The organism is Agreia sp. VKM Ac-1783, assembly GCF_900177765.1.
In the GTDB taxonomy this organism is placed as follows: Bacteria; Actinomycetota; Actinomycetes; order Actinomycetales; family Microbacteriaceae; genus Agreia.
On the sequence record NZ_FXWI01000003.1, the window covers coordinates 477597 to 493196 of the forward strand.

Genomic DNA, 15600 nt, shown 5'->3' on the forward strand with positions numbered 1-15600 from the left:
TGAGAGCTATGGCAAAGACACGCATTCGGGCTCTCGACGGAGAAGCGGCCCTTGCGGCCACCACGGCGGACGGGGCCGCTGCCTCGCGCGACGCGACGGCGACCGCGACCCGGTACCTGCTGCAGTGCCTGGCAGACGCGGCCCAGGGCAACACCGTCGAGGTCCGGGTTCCGCCGTTCGGCGCGGTGCAGTGCATCGAAGGCCCCGGTCACACGCGGGGCACCCCGCCGAATGTCGTCGAGATGGATGCCGCAACCTGGCTCGATTTGGCGACCGGGCGCCTGTCGTGGGCCGACGGCGTCGCCTCCGCACGCATCCACGCGTCAGGACAACGCGCCGATCTCACCGGCTACGTGCCTGTCGAGCGACCGTAACGATCAGTCCCGCACGGCCGCGATCGCCTCGACCTCGACGAGCTGATTCGGGTAGCCGAGCACGGTCACGCCCAGAAGAGTGCTCGGGGCATCGTGCTCGCCGAAGGCCTCGCGCACGACATCCCACGCAGCAACGAGGTCGGGCTGTCTCGTCGTCGCGACGAGCACGCGGGTCGACAGCACGTCGTCGAGCTTCGCTCCGGCCGCCGACAGTGCCGTCTCGAGGTTCCGCATGCACAGGCGCGCCTGGGCGCCGATGTCGCCGCGAGCCGTGGTTTCGCCGTCTTCATCGAGCGGGCACGCGCCGGCCAGAAAGACGAGCCGCGCATCGGCCGGAGCCGTCGAGGCGTACGCATAGGGGGCCGACTGAGCCAAGGAATCCGAGCGGATGAGCGAGACAGCGGTCATGCCTGCAGCCTAGCGAGAGGGGTTTCGCGAGCTCAGAACCCGACGGCCATGCGGATGCCGAGGGTCAGCATGACCACGGCGATGACGGCATCCAGGATGCGCCACGAGTTCGCTCGGGCGAAGAACGGTCGGAGCAGACGTGCGCCGAATCCGAGTGCACTGAACCACAGCACACTGCCGACCATTGCGCCGCCGGCCCACCACCAGCGCTCGGCCACACCCTGCTGGTTGGCGACCGACCCGAGAAAGACGACGGTGTCGAGGTAGACGTGGGGATTGAGCCAGGTGAGGGCCAGCGTGGTCAGCGCCGCGGACTTCAGCGCGATCGAGCCCTGCTGCTTGGCGGGTTCCAGGGTCTGTGGGCGGAATACGCGACGTGCGGCGAGAAGTCCGTAGACGACGAGAAAGGCCGAGCCGACGATGCGGATGATCACGAGCGCGACAGGCACCTTGTCGATCACCACCCCGATCCCGAGTACTCCCGCGGCGATGAGTACGGCGTCGGAGACGGCGCAGATCGCGACGACCACGGCGACGGTGCGCAGGCGGCCCGCGATCCCGAGTCGCAGAACATAGGCGTTCTGTGCCCCGATCGCGATGATCAGCGCGAGTCCGGTGCCGAGACCGAACAGGGCGGGAAGGAGAGTGGTATCGAGAGGCACACCCTGAAAGTAGAAGATCCTCGACAGGAGGTACAGCTAATCTTTCTTACGATCGATTAGGAGCGCTAATGTCGGGATTTCAGCTCGAGCATCTTCAGACGCTTCTTGCCGTCGTCGAGGAGGGAAGCTTCGACTCCGCGGCTCGCCGACTTCGCCTGACCCCGTCGGCCGTGTCGCAGCGTATCAAGGCTCTCGAACAGTCCTCGGGACAGATCGTGCTGCAGCGCACAACGCCGGTGGTACCCACCGAGGCTGGCGAGATCGTGCTGCGACTGGCCAGGCAGGTCTCGCTTCTCGATGCGGATGCTCGGGCGGCCCTCCGCACAGACGAGCGCGAGGGCGCGTTCCCCCTCGCGGTCGCGGTCAACGCCGACAGCCTCGCGACCTGGTTCCTCGAGGCAGTGGCGCCCCTGGCGGTCGCAGGCGAGATCGTCTTCGACATTCATCGCGAAGACCAGGAGCACACGACGTCGCTGCTGCGTTCGGGAACAGTGATGGCGGCGGTGACCTCGACGTCGGACGCCGTTCAGGGATGCTCCGTTGAACCGCTCGGAGCCATGCGCTACCTGGCGGTCTGCGCACCCCGGTTTCTCACCGATCACGCGATCGAACCGGGCGACGTGTCGTCTCTCGCGCGAGCGCCGAGAGTCGACTTCGACAGGCGCGACGAGTTGCAGGCCGGGTTCGTTCGTCGTGGTGCGGCCGATGCTGACGCGGCGGCGCAGACTCGCCACTTCGTTCCCACCTCGAGTGATTTCGCCCGAGCGGTCGTGCTCGGCTTCGGCTGGGCCATGCTTCCTGAGCAGCAGTGTGCCGATGAGCTCGCGTCGGGCCGTCTGATCGAGCTGGCGCCCGGCAGCTTCACCGAGGTCCGGCTGTTCTGGCAACGCTGGAACCTCGCATCGGCCATTCTCGATTCGGTCACCGACGCCGTCCGTGCCGGAGCGCGTGAGTCGCTACACTCCTTCGAGCGGCTCTAGCGCGGATTCGTCGAGACCACGATCGAGGTGTCGTAGTCGTCGGAGTACTCGACGCGGCTTCTGAGCCCCGCACGCTCGAACAATTCGACTGATCGTGGCGCTTGCTCACTGCTCGCCTCGACCATCACATGGCCGCCCGGTGCGAGCCACGCGCGGCATTCGGCGGCGACACGGCGCTGCACGTCGAGGCCGTCGTCGCCGCCGTCGAGCGCCAGCGCCGCCTCGAAGAGCCGAGCCTCCGGCGGCATCGAGCCGATCGCATCCGTCGGCACATACGGGGTGTTGCAGACGAGTACGTCGACGCGTTCGAGCAGCGTGCGGGGGAGCGGGTCGAACAGGTCGCCGCAGACAACGATGGCCGGATGCGGCAGGTTGCGTCGAGCGCTCGCCACCGCGCGGGGATCGATATCGGCCGCATAGATCTCGGCCGCGGGCGCCGACGGCCCCCGCGACTCGCGCACCGCGACGGCGATCGCGCCCGACCCGCAGCAGAGATCGACGACGACCGGATGCTCGTGGCCGGGCATGAGCGCCGTTTCGCGGGCCAGTTCGGCGGCGTGTGCCGCGAGGAACTCGGTTCGGCGACGCGGAACGAAGACGCCCTCGTCGACCAGCACCCGGATTCCGGCGAACTCGGCCCAGCCGAGGAGATGCTCGAGGGGTACGCCAGACACGCGTCGAGCAACGAGTGCATCGAGGGTGTCGAGGTCAACTGACGAACCGGTGCTCGTCGCCTCGATGAGCAGCCGTGCCTCGTCTTCGGCGAACACGCACCCCGCTGCGCGCAGGGCACGCACGGTGCGGTCGAGATCCATCAGACGATTATGCTCTCGGGGCACGGCGACCACGCGGCAATGTGCGAGACAATAGTGTGTGGCTCATCCCGACGACTCGACTTCTTCTGTCCCTGCCAGCGCAACGCACGATGTGGTGGTGAGGCGATCGCCGCGCTTCGTGCGGTTCATCGCCGTCGGCGTCGTTCTCGCGATTCTCATCACGCTGGTTCTGACCTTCGTGTTTCCCGAGCAGCCGAACTACTCGCGAGCGCAGGTCTTCGGGTTCGTCGGAATCATCTTGGTCACCGTGTTCGTCGGGCTCTCTGCCGCGGTCGCCGTGGCGGTCGACCGTTCCTCGAGCCGACGCGCCCGCACCGTCGTCATGACGACGAGCGAGCGTGTCGAGGTCGACTCCGAGGTGGCAGCCGTCGAGGCTGACTCGGAGGCGAAGCCGAACGAGGCTTCGGCGAACTAGGCGCGCTTCTGGCGAGGCTCGTCGGAATCGAGCAGCTCGGGGTTCACAACCGCGACGCCGTCGAGTTCAGACTCGTCTTCGTCTTCGTCGATCCACTTGGAGTAGTCGGGCTCACCGTCGGAGGGGTGGCTCAATTCGCGCTCGAGCGCGGAGTAGTTGGTGTCGGGACTGAAATACTTCAGCTCGCGAGCAACCTTGGTGTGCTTAGCTTTTTGACGGCCGCGCCCCATGCGAGACCCCCTCACCTCTCGGGCCGGGGGATCAGAACGCCACCCGGGAGTCGAATAACTTACAAAACTTGCGTCAGTTTAGCACCTACTGCTGATGCGACTTCGCGTGTCGCCGTTCCTGGCGGGGCGTGCGCACAACCGGGCGCACCGGCTCGCCTCGGCGCTCCGCTCCCGGCAGGGGGCGCGACCTGCGGCCGTAGATGACCTCTGACGAGTCGAGAAGCCACGGCACCAGGGCGATCGTGACACCGTGCACCAGCATCAGACGCTTGCGGATTCGACGCGCCTTGTGGTTGTGCAGCAGGGTCTCCCACCAGTGACCGACGATGTAGATGGGCGTGTAGACGGTCACGACTTCTGAGCCGTGGATCGTGCGCCGCTTCGCGATGTACTGGCAGAGAGGCTCGGCCACGTCGCGGTAGGGCGAGACGATGATCTTCAGTGGCACCTGAATGTTCATCTCTGCCCAGGCCTTTTCGAGAGCGTTCGTCGACTCGTCGTCGATCGACAGGTGCACTGCCTCGATGCTGTCGTGCTGAGCCGCGATCGCGTAATCGAGGGCCTTGAGAACCGGCTTTTGCATGCGTCCGACCAGCACGATGGCGTGGTCTCCGTCGGCGCCGAAGGTCGTGGTGGCGTCGACCTCGATCTCTTTGTTCACGTCGCGGTAGTAGCGGTTGACACCCAGCATTAGAACGTAGAGCACGGGCATGATCGCGAAGACCAGCCAGGCGCCGTGGGTGAACTTCGTGATGGTGACGACGATGAGCACGACGGCGGTGAGCAGGGCACCGAAGGCGTTGATGATCAGACCGCGCCACACCGCGCCACGGTTCGAGCATCCACCTTTCAGCATTCCCCACCAGTGCTTGACCATGCCGGTCTGGCCCAGGGTGAACGACACGAAGACGCCGATGATGTAGAGCTGGATCAGCTGGGTGAGGCTGGCCTGGTAGACCACGATGATGAGCGTGGCGAAGAGGCCCAGAATGAGCACGCCATTCGAGAAGACGAGGCGGTCGCCGCGGGTGAGCAGCGATTTGGGAGCGTAGGAGTCCTTGGCCAGAACCGATCCGAGCAGCGGGAAGCCGTTGAAGGCTGTATTGGCGGCGAGCAGCAGCACTGCGGCGGTGGCCGCCTGGATCACATAGAACAGCACGGAGTTGTTGCCGAAGACGGCCGAGGCGATCTGCGCGATCAGGCTGCGTTGCGGCTGACCTTCGCAATTCTCGAAGCCGATGAGATGGCACGCGTTTTCGGCGTAATGCACGCGGGCGATCAGCGCCAGCGTCACGAGGCCAGCGAAGAGCAGGATGGCGATGCTGCCCATGAGAACGAGGGTGCGCTGGGCGTTCTTGACCTTGGGTGTGCGGAAGGCGGGCACCCCGTTCGAGATGGCCTCGACACCGGTGAGGGCGCTGCACCCGCTTGAGAAGGCTCGCAGCAGAAGCAGGATGACGGCGGCCTGAGTCAGGCCCTCCGCCTTGACGCCGTAGTCGGCAGACTCGGCCACGGGCGCGTGACCCAGAATCGCCTGGACTAGGCCCGTGATGATCATCAGCGCGACACTGCCCACGAAGAGATAGGTGGGGATGGCGAAGGCCTTGCTCGACTCGGCAACGCCCCTGAGGTTCACGGCGGCCAGCACGATCACGAAGAAGACGGCGATCTCTACCCGGTAGTCATTGAGGAAAGGGAGGGCCGAGATGATGTTGTCGACGCCCGATGCGACCGAGACGGCCACGGTCAAGACGTAGTCGACCAGCAGCGCAGACGCGACCACGAGCCCGGCCTTCTCGCCGAGGTTCTTGTGAGCGACCTCGTAGTCTCCGCCGCCCGAGGGGTAGGCCTTCACCAACTGGCGGTACGAGGCCACGACGACCACGAGCAGAATCACGACCGCCGCTGCGACCCAGGGCGCGAAGCTCAGGAACGCGAGACCGCCGATGAGCAGGATCATGAGCAGTTCCTGCGGCGCGTACGCCACGGAGGAAAGCGGGTCGCTGGCGAAGATGGGCAGCGCGAGCCTCTTCGGAAGAAGCTGCCCTTCGAGTTTGTCGGTCGGGAGCGGTTCGCCGATAAACCAGCGTTTTGCCGACTTGACTTCGTTAGTCACGAGTGAGAACACTACTCCGCGCGCACCTCATGTCAATGTGGCCGAGGTGAGCGTGCGGTCACGATTGACTACGTAGACAGGCCGAGCCGGGGGTAGAGCGTCTCGAAGGCGTGGTTCAGGCCGTATTCGAGCGTCGCCCCGCCGTGAGACGTGCCGGGCGAGATCTCGAGACTCGTCGTCATGCCCGCGGCGGAGGCCGCCTTTACGAGGGTTCTGGATGCGCCGAGGTACGGCTCGTCGAAGGAGCCGCTGGCGAAGATCGCCCAGGTGTCGGTGTAGCGGTGCGTGGCCAGGATCGACGTGGGCTTGGCTCGGTTATAGGCAGCGCTGTCGCCGTCGAAGCCGGTATCGATCGTCTCCCCGACCGACCCGAGATCGGGTTGCAGCTCGCCGGAGACATCGATGATGTTGCCGAACGTCTCCGGGAAGAGGGCTCCGAGAGTGAGCGCGCAGATGCCGCCGTTCGAGAACCCCGCCACCGTCCAGGCCTCCCGCGCATCCTGCACGTTGAAAGTGGAGCGGATGAACGCCGGCACGTCGATCGACACATACGTGCGTGCGTCTCCCTGATATCCGTCGATGCAGAGCGGATTGTTGGTGTCGGAGCCGCCGAGCTGATCGACGGAGATGACGATGGGCGCCAGCCCCGAGTGGCGAGCAGCGAACTCGTCGAGCACGTCTCCGATGATGTCGACGCTGGGGCTGCCGGGCTGACCCATCATCATCACGACGACGGGCAGATCGGGCGGGTCGTCGACGAGAGCGGCCGGGGGCAACCACACGACCGCGTCTCGTGCGCTGAAGTCGGAGGCGGTGGAGGGGATGACGATGCGACCCGTGCGAGAGGCCGGCAGCGTCGCGGGCGGCGTCCAACGGTCGGCGAGCGGAATCGTGCTGTCTGGCTCCGACGATGTGCGTTGAACGATAGGGGGAACCAGCAGAGCCGGTTGCGTCTCGACTCCGATGAGGTCGCCGATCGTCGGCTCGAGACCGAATCCCGCGTTCACTCCGAGTGCCGCTGTGACGAGAAACCAGGGAACGGCGAAGACCGCGACGGCTCGTCGCCACCCGCGAGTCGTCCACAGGCTCGCGACGGCAAGGCCGCACGCGGCGGACGCGGCGTAGATCCAGGTTCGAGACAGCACGCTGATAGGGGAGTTGAATACATCGAGGAGGTCCTGCACGACGAAGACGACGGCCAGGCCGATGATCAGGCCGGCGAGCGCGCCGAGGCCCGCCACCCGCATCCATCGCCTGGCGGGACGGCGCACGACGAGCCCCGCCAGTGCAGCGATGGCCAGGATGCCGGCGATCCAGAGCCCGGGGCCGGTACGGATGTCGAGATCGAGCAGCGAGGTCATCGCTCGGCTCGATAGGCCGCACGAACGGACAGCGCCGCGCGCGCCTCGTCGAGCAGAGGCTCATAGAAGGAGGCTCGGTATGCCGGCGCGGTCGACACGGAGACGAGAAAGTTGAGAGAAGAGACGCAGCTGAGAAAGACGGCGGTCTTCAGCATCGCGGTTCGCACCGGTAGCTCGACACCGAGAAGTCGCACGCTGTCTCCGTTGCCGCCCAGCCAGCTGGTCAGAACCTCGTCGCTGAACGCGAGCGTGCCGAGCACGACGAGGAATGCGCAGACCAGAGCGGCGAAGAGCGCCACCTGAAACGCTTGCGCCATCACCATGACGACCCCGAGGTTGAATCGCTCGAGCAGTGTGAGAGGCGGGCCCTCGGTCTCCGGGGTCTGGCCCAGGGCCGACAGCTCCGTGCGCATGATCGGAACGGCGAACAAGAAGCCGAGCACGACGAAGAAGAGAGCGACGCCGAGGAGCCGCGGCACGGTCATGCTCGACGTCACCTCCCAGAGGGCGCGGGCGAAATAGGCGAAGACCACCACGAGCATCAGGATGGGCAGGGCTCGCGTGGCCAGTTGGCCGAGCGCGCCGAATTGGCGCAGTGCCGCGCGCAGCGCCCACGAGAGCAGCGCTCCTATTCCCAACCACGTGAGGGCGAGTGCGGCGAGTGCGACCGCAGCATTCTGCACGAAGGATTCGACAGGTTCGCCGTATCCCACGATGCCGAAGACCAGAGGATCGACGATGAGATAGAGCGCGAGCGCACCGACGGCGACCGGCATCTTGGCGCCCGCCCGGGAACGCAGGATGCGGGCTGTTGCGACGCCGAGCAACGCGGGTAGCACGGGAACCGCGACGACGAGCAGCAGCGCCACGAGCGCGAGTATCAGTTCGCTCGCCGAGGCGGTGTCGAGGTCGACGGCGACCTCGAGGATCACCGAACTCAGAACGTCGAAGGCGAGGGCGAAGACGAGAAAAGGGGCCGTGCGCGCCAGGAGTGCTCTCGAGCGAGCCCGCGGTGCCACGAAATAGGGCAGCCCGTGGAGGCGCAGCCAGTGCTCGGTGTCGCGGTCCCCCATGGCCCCTCCCATAAGATTGTGGCTTATCCACCCGCTGGCAGCCGGCCGGTGGGCGACTTACGGAAGCCGTTATGCCCACATCTCCTCTTGATTCTGTCATTGCCCTCGCCAAGCGCCGAGGATTCGTCTTTCCCACCGGAGAGATCTATGGCGGCACTCGCAGTGCCTGGGACTACGGGCCACTCGGCGTCGAGCTCAAAGAGAACATCAAGCGGCAGTGGTGGAAGTTCATGGTGCAGAGCCGTGACAACGTCGTAGGCCTCGACTCCGCGGTCATCCTTCCCCGCCAGGTATGGGAGGCCTCGGGACACGTCGAGGTGTTCAACGACCCCATGGTCGAGTCGCTCGCGACCAACAAGCGCTACCGCGCCGACCACCTGCTCGAGGCCTACGAGGCCAAGCACGGACATCCGCCGGTCAACGGCCTCGCCGACGTGCGCGACCCCGACACCGGCAATGCGGGCCAGTGGTCAGAGGTCAAGAAGTTCTCGGGAATGCTGAAGACCACCCTCGGTGTGCTCGAAGACGAGTCGGGCATGGCGTACCTGCGGCCCGAGACGGCTCAGGGAATCTTCGTGGACTTCGCCACGGTGCTCAACACCTCGAGGCAGAAGCCGCCCTTCGGCATCGCCCAGGTAGGAAAGGCCTTCCGCAACGAGATCACGCCCGGAAACTTCATCTTCCGAACCCGCGAGTTCGAGCAGATGGAGATGGAGTACTTCGTGCAGCCCGGCACAGACGAAGAGGCGCACCAGTACTGGATCGACCAGAGTTGGGAGTGGTTCATCGGCCTCGGCATCAACCCCGAGAACATCCGCCAGTTCGAGCACCCTCAAGAGAAGCTGTCTCACTACTCCAAGCGCACGGTCGACATCGAGTACCGCTTCCAGTTCCCTGGCAGCCAGTGGGGTGAACTCATGGGCGTCGCGAACCGCACCGACTTCGACCTCAAGACGCACTCCGAGGCGTCGGGCACCGACCTGTCGTACTTCGACCAGACGTCGAACGAGCGGTGGATCCCCTACGTCATCGAGCCGTCGTTCGGTCTGACCCGCGCGCTCATGGCGTTCCTCGTCGACTCGTACCACGAAGACGAGGCCCCGAACTCGAAGGGCGGAGTCGACAAGCGCACCGTTCTGAAGCTCGACCCGCGCATCGCTCCGGTCAAGGCCGCCGTGCTTCCTCTCTCGCGCAATGAGGCCCTGTCGCCTCTCGCCCGCAAGGTTGCTCAGGACCTGCGCCAGAGCTGGAACGTCGACTTCGATGACGCCGGCGCCATCGGCCGCCGCTACCGTCGTCAAGACGAGATCGGCACGCCGTTCGCGATCACGGTCGACTTCGAGTCGCTCGAAGACAACGCCGTGACCGTGCGCGAGCGCGACTCGATGGCGCAGGAGCGCGTCTCGCTCGATCGCCTGCAGGCGTATCTGGCCGAGAGGCTCATCGGCGCCTAGCCCGTGGTGGCTCCGCCGCATCACAAACTGCGGCGGAGCGCTAGCCCCCACCGCCGATCCGTCGGGTAGAGCTCGGCGCTTCTATTCTGCGAGAGCGATAGTTTCGCCCTCTTCAGAACAGGATCACCGATGGCCTCCGTCCGTTCCCTTCCCTACCCGCTCGGGTTCTCCTCTATCGACGGGCGGTGGAACTTCGCCCTCTACTCCGAGACGGCCGATGCCGTGTTCGTGTGCATCTTCGACGAGGCGGGCGACGAGAGTCGCGTCGAGCTCTCCGAACGAACCGGACACGTCTTCCACGGCTTCGTCGATGGTGTGGGCGTCGGCACCCGCTACGGCATCCGGGTCGACGGGGAGTGGAACCCAGAAGCCGGGCTTCGGCACAACGTGAACAAGCTGCTGCTCGATCCCCACGCCACCGCCATCGAGGGCGGGTACGACTGGGAGGCAGACAACCAGTCGTTCTTCGGACACGACATGAACTCTCCCGCCGACCGAAACGACTCGGACTCGGCGCCGTACTCGCCGCGCTGCGTCATCGCCGACACCGAGTTCGACTGGGCGGGCGACACCGCGCCGCGCACCCTGCTCTCGGAATCGGTCATCTACGAGACCCACGTGAAGGGGTTCACCAAGCTGCACCCCGAGGTGCCCGAAGAGATCCGGGGCACCTACGCGGGCCTGGCACATCCGGCCGCCCTCAAGCACCTCACCGATCTCGGTGTGACCGCCGTCGAGCTCCTTCCTGTGCACCAGTTCGTGCAAGACAGCCACCTCGCCGAGAAGGGTCTTCGCAACTACTGGGGCTACAACTCGATCGGGTTCTTCGCGCCGCATAACGAGTACGTGTCGGATGCCGCGGGTCAGGCCGGCGGCCAGGTCACCGAGTTCAAGGAGATGGTCAAGGCCATCCACGCGGCCGGGCTCGAGGTGATCCTCGACGTCGTCTACAACCACACGGCGGAGGGCAACGACCTCGGCCCGACGCTCAGCTTCAAGGGCATCGACAACGAGGCCTACTACCGACTGGTCGAGGGTGATGAAGCGCACTACTTCGACACCACGGGCACGGGCAACAGCCTGAACGTCAGCCACCCGGCCGCACTCGGGCTGATCATGGACAGCCTGCGCTACTGGGTGACCGAGATGCACGTCGACGGCTTCCGCTTCGACCTGGCGACGACGCTCACCCGCCAGGGCGGAGATGCCGAGATCCACAGCGCCTTCCTCACGCTGATCTCGCAGGACCCGGTGCTCGCGCCCGTGAAGATGATCGCCGAGCCGTGGGACACCGCGGGCTATCAGGTGGGCGGATTCCCCGCCGACTGGTCGGAGTGGAACGGCAAGTTCCGTGACGACGTGCGTGACTTCTGGAACGGCACCGACTCGGTGCTGGGCACCGTGTCGCAGCGCATTCTGGGCTCGCCCGACGTCTACGAGGCCTCGCGTCGCTCGCCGCTCTCGAGCGTCAACTTCATCACCGCCCACGACGGCTTCACCATGCACGACCTCACGTCGTACAACTCCAAGCACAACGCGGCGAACGGCGAGGACAACAACGACGGCGAGAGCGACAACAGATCGGCGAACGGAGGGGCCGAGGGTCCGACCGACGACGAGGCCATCAATGCTCGGCGCGATCGCAAGCGGCGCAATCTGCTCGCCACCCTGCTGCTCTCCGCCGGCGTGCCCATGCTGCTCGGGGGCGACGAACTTGGGCGAACCCAGGGCGGCAATAACAATGCGTATTGCCAGGACGACGAGATCTCGTGGTTCGACTGGGAGCACGCCGACCACGAGCTGTTCGAGTTCACCCGGTCGCTGATCGCTCTGCGTGCCGAGAACCCGGCCCTTCGCCCGACGTGGTTCCGTCAGGCGCCCGAGATGCTGTCAGAGGTGCCGGATGCGATCGCCTCCGACGCCGTGGAGATCGTGCGAAGCGACGGCGAGAGCTTCGACGACCACGACTGGGACAACCCGAATGCCCGCACCGAGACCCTCGTGTTCACCCACGAGGGGGCGGACTCGTTCGCCCTGCTCTTGAACGCCGCTGAGAACGGCGTCGAGTTCCAGGTGCCGGATGCGCCGGGATCGGAGTGGGAATTGGCTCTCTCGAGCGACCCTGCTCAGGTCGTCGAGGGCCCCGTCACCACGCTGATCATCTCGGGTGGTTCGTTCACGCTGCTGCGCTCGCGGGCGTAGGCGCCCGAGCAAGCCTCTGCACTGCGACTACTCGAAGCTGACCCCGTCGATCACGGCGGGGTCGGCGGGAGCGCCGTCACTGGCCCCGGTCTTCGTGCCATCATCGGCGATCTTCGTGACCACGTCGAGCCCGCTCGTGATCGTGCCGAGCACCGTGTAGCCGCCGGCGGCATCCGAGGGGATCATCGAGTCGTCGTAGACGATGAAGAACTGGCTGCCCATGCTGTCGCCGTCGCCGCCGATGCGCGCCATCGCGAGGGTGCCTGCCGGGTAGACATCGTCTTTCGGTGCGTTCTCGACGGGGCCGTACGAGTATCCTGGGCCGCCTGTCCCCGTGCCCGTGGGATCACCGCACTGCAGCACGTAGATACCCTCGGTCACCAGCCGGTGGCACGAGGTGCCGTCGAAGAAGCCCTCGTCGCCGAGCGCGAGGAACGACGACACGGCCTGGGGAGCAGCGGCTCCGTCGAGCGTGACGCCGACATCCTGCCCGTTGATGGTGATGGTGATGGTGCCCGTCCAGTCACGGTTCTCTGCGAGTGAGGGCGACGGCAGTTCGTACACCTCGCTTGTCGAAGCGCCTGAGGGCACAGGCTCGGCGAGCTGATCGTTCACGGCCGCGATGCCGCCGGTGATGAGGACCGCGATGACGACGATGCCGGCGACGAGGCCTGCGTAGCCGATGGTCATGCCGGCGATGGCGAGTCCGCGTCCGCCTTCTCCGGTGCGCTTGATCTGCCGCAGCGCGATATGCCCGGTGATGACGGCCGCCAGCGAGAGGAAGAAGGCCGAGACGAGCGAGACGATCGCCAGGGGATTGGTGCGAGTGCTACCTGGCCGGTATGGGTTGGTCATCGGAACTCCTCGGTGCTGGCGCTGGCGCGGCTGTCGCGGCCAGTCTGCCAGAGCGCACGCCCATCAGGGGGAGGGTGATGTTGCAGAGTGGGCCGATCAGGAGTGCGAACGCGAGTGTTCCCAGGCCGACGTTGCCACCCAGCAGCCAGCCGATGAGCAATACGGTGGCCTCGACCCCGAAGCGGCCCACCCAGATGGGCCATCCGAAACGGTTGTGGATGCCGGTCATCAGCCCGTCCCGCGGGCCCGGGCCCATGTGGGCACCGATGTAGATGCCGCTGGCGACCGCGAGCAGTACGAGCCCCGCAGTGAACATGCCGGCTTGTGCCCAGATGTTCGGCATGGCCGGCAGGATCCACAGACTCAGTTCGATGAATGGCCCGATCAGCAGCACGTTCAGGACGGTGCCGAGTCCGGGCCTCTGCCGTAGCGGAATCCACAGCAGAAGAACGAGGCCGCCGACGATGTTCGTGAGCAGGCCGAAACTGAGGCCCGTCTGCGCGACGAGGCCCTGAGCGAAGACCGTCCACGGGTCGACCCCGAGAGCGGCCCGAATCATCAGGGCATCGGCGAAGGCATACAGCGCGAGACCGCAGATGAGGCGAACGAGGCGACGGGCGAACAAGAAGGTCATGCATGCATCCAATTGCAAAATTGGCCCTGTATCAAGAAGCCAATTTAGCTAAAGTGGTTGCATGTCTGACGCACTCCTCGGCACCCGCGCGCTGCGTTCCCTGCTCGGCGACTGGAAAGACGGCGGCGGGCCGCTCTACCAGGCCCTGTTCGACCGCATCCGTCTTCTCGTTCTCGACGGCCGCATCCCCGCGGGCACGCGGCTCCCCGCCGAACGCGAGCTGGCGCAGGCGCTCGAGGTGAGTCGCACGCTTGTCACCAGCGCCTACCGCGAGCTGCGAGAAGGCGGCTACACGACGAGCGTCCGAGGATCGGGCAGCGTCGCCCGCGTGCCCGGACGGGCCAGCCTCGCGGTCGACGCAGGGGGAGGGTTCCTCGACTTCACCAAGGCGGTGATGCCGGCGAGCCCCGGCATCGCGTTGGCCACCGAGCAGTCGATGGACGACTTCGGCCGCTATCTGCAGGGGCCCGGCTATAACTTCGAGGGCATCCCCGAGTTGCGCGACGCGGTCGCCGAGCGCTACACGGCGCGCGGGCTGCCGACGACGCCAGACCAGATCCTCGTGACAACGGGAGCTCAGGCCGCCATCGCACTGTTGTCGCGGGTGCTGCTCAGTCGCGGCGATCGGGCCCTCGTAGAACTGCCGAGCTATCCGCATGCGTACGAGGCCCTCGCCCTGGCCGGGGCGCGACTCGCGCCGGTGAGCGTCACCCCGGGTGAAGGGTGGGACGAGTCGGCGCTCGAGCAGCTGATGCGTCGGACGACTCCCGCGGTGGGCTATCTCATGCCCGACTTTCACAATCCCACGGGCGAGTCGATGTCCGTCGAACTGCGCGAACGCGTCATCGACCAGGCGATGCGGGCAGGAACGACCCTGCTCATCGACGAGACCTCGGGCGAACTCGACATCGACCGCGAAGGCAGTTTCCTGCCCTTCGCCGCCTACGCTACTCCGGGAGACGAACGCAGCGTCGTCTCGATCGGATCGGTCGGCAAGACCATCTGGGACGGCCTGCGCGTGGGCTGGATCCGCGCGGAACCCGGGCTCATCCGCACCCTCGCCGCAGCCCGGCCCGCCAGCGACCTCGGCACGCCCATTCTCGAGCAGCTCATCGTGACACGCATGCTCGGTGACATGCCGGCGATTCTCGAGGGTCGTCGCGAGCAGCTCCGGGCCGGACGCGACCGACTGCAGCAGATCGTCGCCACCAGCTTTCCGTCGTGGAGCGCACCCCCGGTGGCTGGCGGCATCGCGAGTTGGGTCGCACTCGGCTCGCCCGTCTCGTCGCAACTCGCGCTCGCCGCTCGCGCCGAGGGGCTCCTCATCACCGCTGGGCCGCGATTCGGGCTCGACGGAGCCCTCGAGCGTTTTCTGCGCATCCCGCTCGGCTACCCGACGGCGCAACTCGAACAGGGCATGGATGCGCTGGGCCGGGCTTGGCAGGCGATCATGCGCAACCCGGTTCCCGGGGCGCAGGCCTTCGGCGATGTGGCCTGACGCGCCAGACCAGCCGGATCAGGCCAGCGGCGGGTCGGGAACCTCGGTCGGTTCGTCGAGATCGGGATAGTCGGAGGTGTTGTTCGATGCCACGGGCCTGGGCGCCTGAAGGTGTCCGGTTCTCTCGCGGATAGTCTCCACAAGGCCGAGGTCTACGGGGTCTTCGATGGTCGTCTCGATCTCTTCGACAATGAACTGGCTGGCCGGGCCGAGAAGCAATTGGGTGTGCACAAGGGTGCCGGCATCGTTGATGCTCGGCACGTCGATCGTGTCGCTGGATTCCTGTCGGGCGAGCTCGCTCGCGTACTCGAGGATGGCATCCGCCACTTGGTCGCCGGTAACGACGGCGCCGCCGCTGTAGAGGATACGTTTCATACTCCGATATTGGCTGGGATCACCCGGAGCCACAACGCCTTGCGTTGCGGGGCTGTTCGCCGTAAGCATGGCCTCGCGAGTGCGGCCAGAGCGAGGCCGGATGTCATAGTTGTCAGAGCTCGCGAAA

General features: G+C 66.1%; 16 protein-coding genes. 6 read left to right on the plus strand and 10 right to left on the minus strand.

Annotation, left to right across the window (positions count from 1 at the left end):
- Positions 1–8: 8 nt before the first annotated feature.
- Positions 9–374, plus strand: a complete 366-nt coding sequence (locus tag CCK87_RS11920; RefSeq protein ID WP_086461637.1) for a sterol carrier family protein — start codon at positions 9–11, stop codon at positions 372–374.
- 3 nt (positions 375–377) lie between these two features.
- Here CCK87_RS11920 and CCK87_RS11925 read toward each other — a convergent pair whose 3' ends face one another.
- Entirely contained in the window at positions 378–782 is a 405-nt protein-coding gene (locus CCK87_RS11925) for a RidA family protein (protein WP_086461638.1), read from the minus strand.
- 32 nt (positions 783–814) lie between these two features.
- On the minus strand, positions 815–1444 hold the full coding sequence (locus tag CCK87_RS11930; RefSeq protein WP_212638221.1) for a LysE/ArgO family amino acid transporter: 630 nt from the start codon (positions 1442–1444) through the stop codon (positions 815–817).
- Between the two features lie 68 nt (positions 1445–1512).
- Here CCK87_RS11930 and CCK87_RS11935 point away from each other — a divergent pair, with 68 nt between their 5' ends.
- Positions 1513–2424, plus strand: a complete 912-nt coding sequence (locus CCK87_RS11935; protein ID WP_086461639.1) for a LysR family transcriptional regulator ArgP — start codon at positions 1513–1515, stop codon at positions 2422–2424.
- On the opposite strand, the gene CCK87_RS11940 is transcribed toward CCK87_RS11935, so the two are convergent.
- Complete coding sequence (locus CCK87_RS11940) at positions 2421–3239, minus strand: putative protein N(5)-glutamine methyltransferase (protein WP_086461640.1); 819 nt, start codon at positions 3237–3239, stop codon at positions 2421–2423. The two genes, CCK87_RS11935 and CCK87_RS11940, sit on opposite strands and share 4 nt — an antisense overlap.
- 118 nt (positions 3240–3357) lie before the next feature.
- On the opposite strand from CCK87_RS11940, the gene CCK87_RS11945 reads away from it, so the two are divergent.
- Positions 3358–3675 (plus strand): hypothetical protein, encoded by a 318-nt coding sequence (locus CCK87_RS11945; protein ID WP_212638222.1) that lies wholly within the window; start codon positions 3358–3360, stop codon positions 3673–3675.
- Here the strand turns inward: CCK87_RS11945 and CCK87_RS11950 are convergent.
- The 4 genes from CCK87_RS11950 to CCK87_RS11965 form a co-directional block, all read right to left on the minus strand.
- Positions 3672–3905 (minus strand): DUF3073 domain-containing protein, encoded by a 234-nt coding sequence (locus CCK87_RS11950; protein ID WP_086461641.1) that lies wholly within the window; start codon positions 3903–3905, stop codon positions 3672–3674. The genes CCK87_RS11945 and CCK87_RS11950 overlap by 4 nt on opposite strands.
- 85 nt (positions 3906–3990) lie before the next feature.
- Complete coding sequence (locus CCK87_RS11955; RefSeq protein WP_249273866.1) at positions 3991–6021, minus strand: APC family permease; 2031 nt, start codon at positions 6019–6021, stop codon at positions 3991–3993.
- Between the two features lie 68 nt (positions 6022–6089).
- Entirely contained in the window at positions 6090–7382 is a 1293-nt protein-coding gene (locus tag CCK87_RS11960; protein ID WP_086461643.1) for an alpha/beta hydrolase-fold protein, read from the minus strand.
- Positions 7379–8455: a hypothetical protein gene (locus CCK87_RS11965; RefSeq protein ID WP_086461644.1), complete on the minus strand. Its 1077-nt coding sequence runs from the start codon at positions 8453–8455 to the stop codon at positions 7379–7381. Before CCK87_RS11965 ends, CCK87_RS11960 begins: the two co-directional genes overlap by 4 nt.
- Positions 8456–8526: 71 nt before the next feature.
- Between CCK87_RS11965 and CCK87_RS11970 the strand changes: the two genes are divergently transcribed.
- Entirely contained in the window at positions 8527–9909 is a 1383-nt protein-coding gene (locus CCK87_RS11970; protein WP_086461645.1) for a glycine--tRNA ligase, read from the plus strand.
- A 129-nt stretch (positions 9910–10038) separates the two neighbouring features.
- A complete protein-coding gene (gene glgX, locus CCK87_RS11975; protein WP_086461646.1) occupies positions 10039–12111 on the plus strand; it encodes a glycogen debranching protein GlgX in 2073 nt (690 codons plus the stop codon).
- A 27-nt stretch (positions 12112–12138) separates the two neighbouring features.
- Here the strand turns inward: glgX and CCK87_RS11980 are convergent, their stop codons facing one another.
- Both CCK87_RS11980 and CCK87_RS11985 read right to left on the minus strand, forming a co-directional pair.
- Positions 12139–12966 carry a peptidylprolyl isomerase gene (locus tag CCK87_RS11980; protein WP_170927264.1) on the minus strand — a complete coding sequence of 276 codons (828 nt, stop codon included), beginning with the start codon at positions 12964–12966 and terminating at the stop codon, positions 12139–12141.
- Positions 12941–13600: a hypothetical protein gene (locus CCK87_RS11985; RefSeq protein WP_212638223.1), complete on the minus strand. Its 660-nt coding sequence runs from the start codon at positions 13598–13600 to the stop codon at positions 12941–12943. Before CCK87_RS11985 ends, CCK87_RS11980 begins: the two co-directional genes overlap by 26 nt.
- A gap of 61 nt (positions 13601–13661) precedes the next feature.
- Here CCK87_RS11985 and CCK87_RS11990 point away from each other — a divergent pair, with 61 nt between their 5' ends.
- Positions 13662–15098: a PLP-dependent aminotransferase family protein gene (locus tag CCK87_RS11990; RefSeq protein WP_086461647.1), complete on the plus strand. Its 1437-nt coding sequence runs from the start codon at positions 13662–13664 to the stop codon at positions 15096–15098.
- A gap of 18 nt (positions 15099–15116) precedes the next feature.
- Here CCK87_RS11990 and CCK87_RS11995 read toward each other — a convergent pair whose 3' ends face one another.
- Positions 15117–15473: a hypothetical protein gene (locus CCK87_RS11995; RefSeq protein WP_086461648.1), complete on the minus strand. Its 357-nt coding sequence runs from the start codon at positions 15471–15473 to the stop codon at positions 15117–15119.
- Positions 15474–15600: the final 127 nt, after the last annotated feature.

Bases quoted from the DNA above. Each gene is read 5' to 3' on its own strand.
- CCK87_RS11920 (WP_086461637.1), top strand. From the start codon at position 9: ATGGCAAAGACACGCATTCGGGCTCTCGACGGAGAAGCGGCCCTTGCG.
- CCK87_RS11925 (WP_086461638.1), bottom strand. From the start codon at position 782: ATGACCGCTGTCTCGCTCATCCGCTCGGATTCCTTGGCTCAGTCGGCC.
- CCK87_RS11935 (WP_086461639.1), top strand. From the start codon at position 1,513: ATGTCGGGATTTCAGCTCGAGCATCTTCAGACGCTTCTTGCCGTCGTC.
- CCK87_RS11940 (WP_086461640.1), bottom strand. From the start codon at position 3,239: ATGGATCTCGACCGCACCGTGCGTGCCCTGCGCGCAGCGGGGTGCGTG.
- CCK87_RS11950 (WP_086461641.1), bottom strand. From the start codon at position 3,905: ATGGGGCGCGGCCGTCAAAAAGCTAAGCACACCAAGGTTGCTCGCGAG.
- CCK87_RS11960 (WP_086461643.1), bottom strand. From the start codon at position 7,382: ATGACCTCGCTGCTCGATCTCGACATCCGTACCGGCCCCGGGCTCTGG.
- CCK87_RS11965 (WP_086461644.1), bottom strand. From the start codon at position 8,455: ATGGGGGACCGCGACACCGAGCACTGGCTGCGCCTCCACGGGCTGCCC.
- CCK87_RS11970 (WP_086461645.1), top strand. From the start codon at position 8,527: ATGCCCACATCTCCTCTTGATTCTGTCATTGCCCTCGCCAAGCGCCGA.
- glgX (WP_086461646.1), top strand. From the start codon at position 10,039: ATGGCCTCCGTCCGTTCCCTTCCCTACCCGCTCGGGTTCTCCTCTATC.
- CCK87_RS11980 (WP_170927264.1), bottom strand. From the start codon at position 12,966: ATGACCAACCCATACCGGCCAGGTAGCACTCGCACCAATCCCCTGGCG.
- CCK87_RS11985 (WP_212638223.1), bottom strand. From the start codon at position 13,600: ATGACCTTCTTGTTCGCCCGTCGCCTCGTTCGCCTCATCTGCGGTCTC.
- CCK87_RS11990 (WP_086461647.1), top strand. From the start codon at position 13,662: ATGTCTGACGCACTCCTCGGCACCCGCGCGCTGCGTTCCCTGCTCGGC.
- CCK87_RS11995 (WP_086461648.1), bottom strand. From the start codon at position 15,473: ATGAAACGTATCCTCTACAGCGGCGGCGCCGTCGTTACCGGCGACCAA.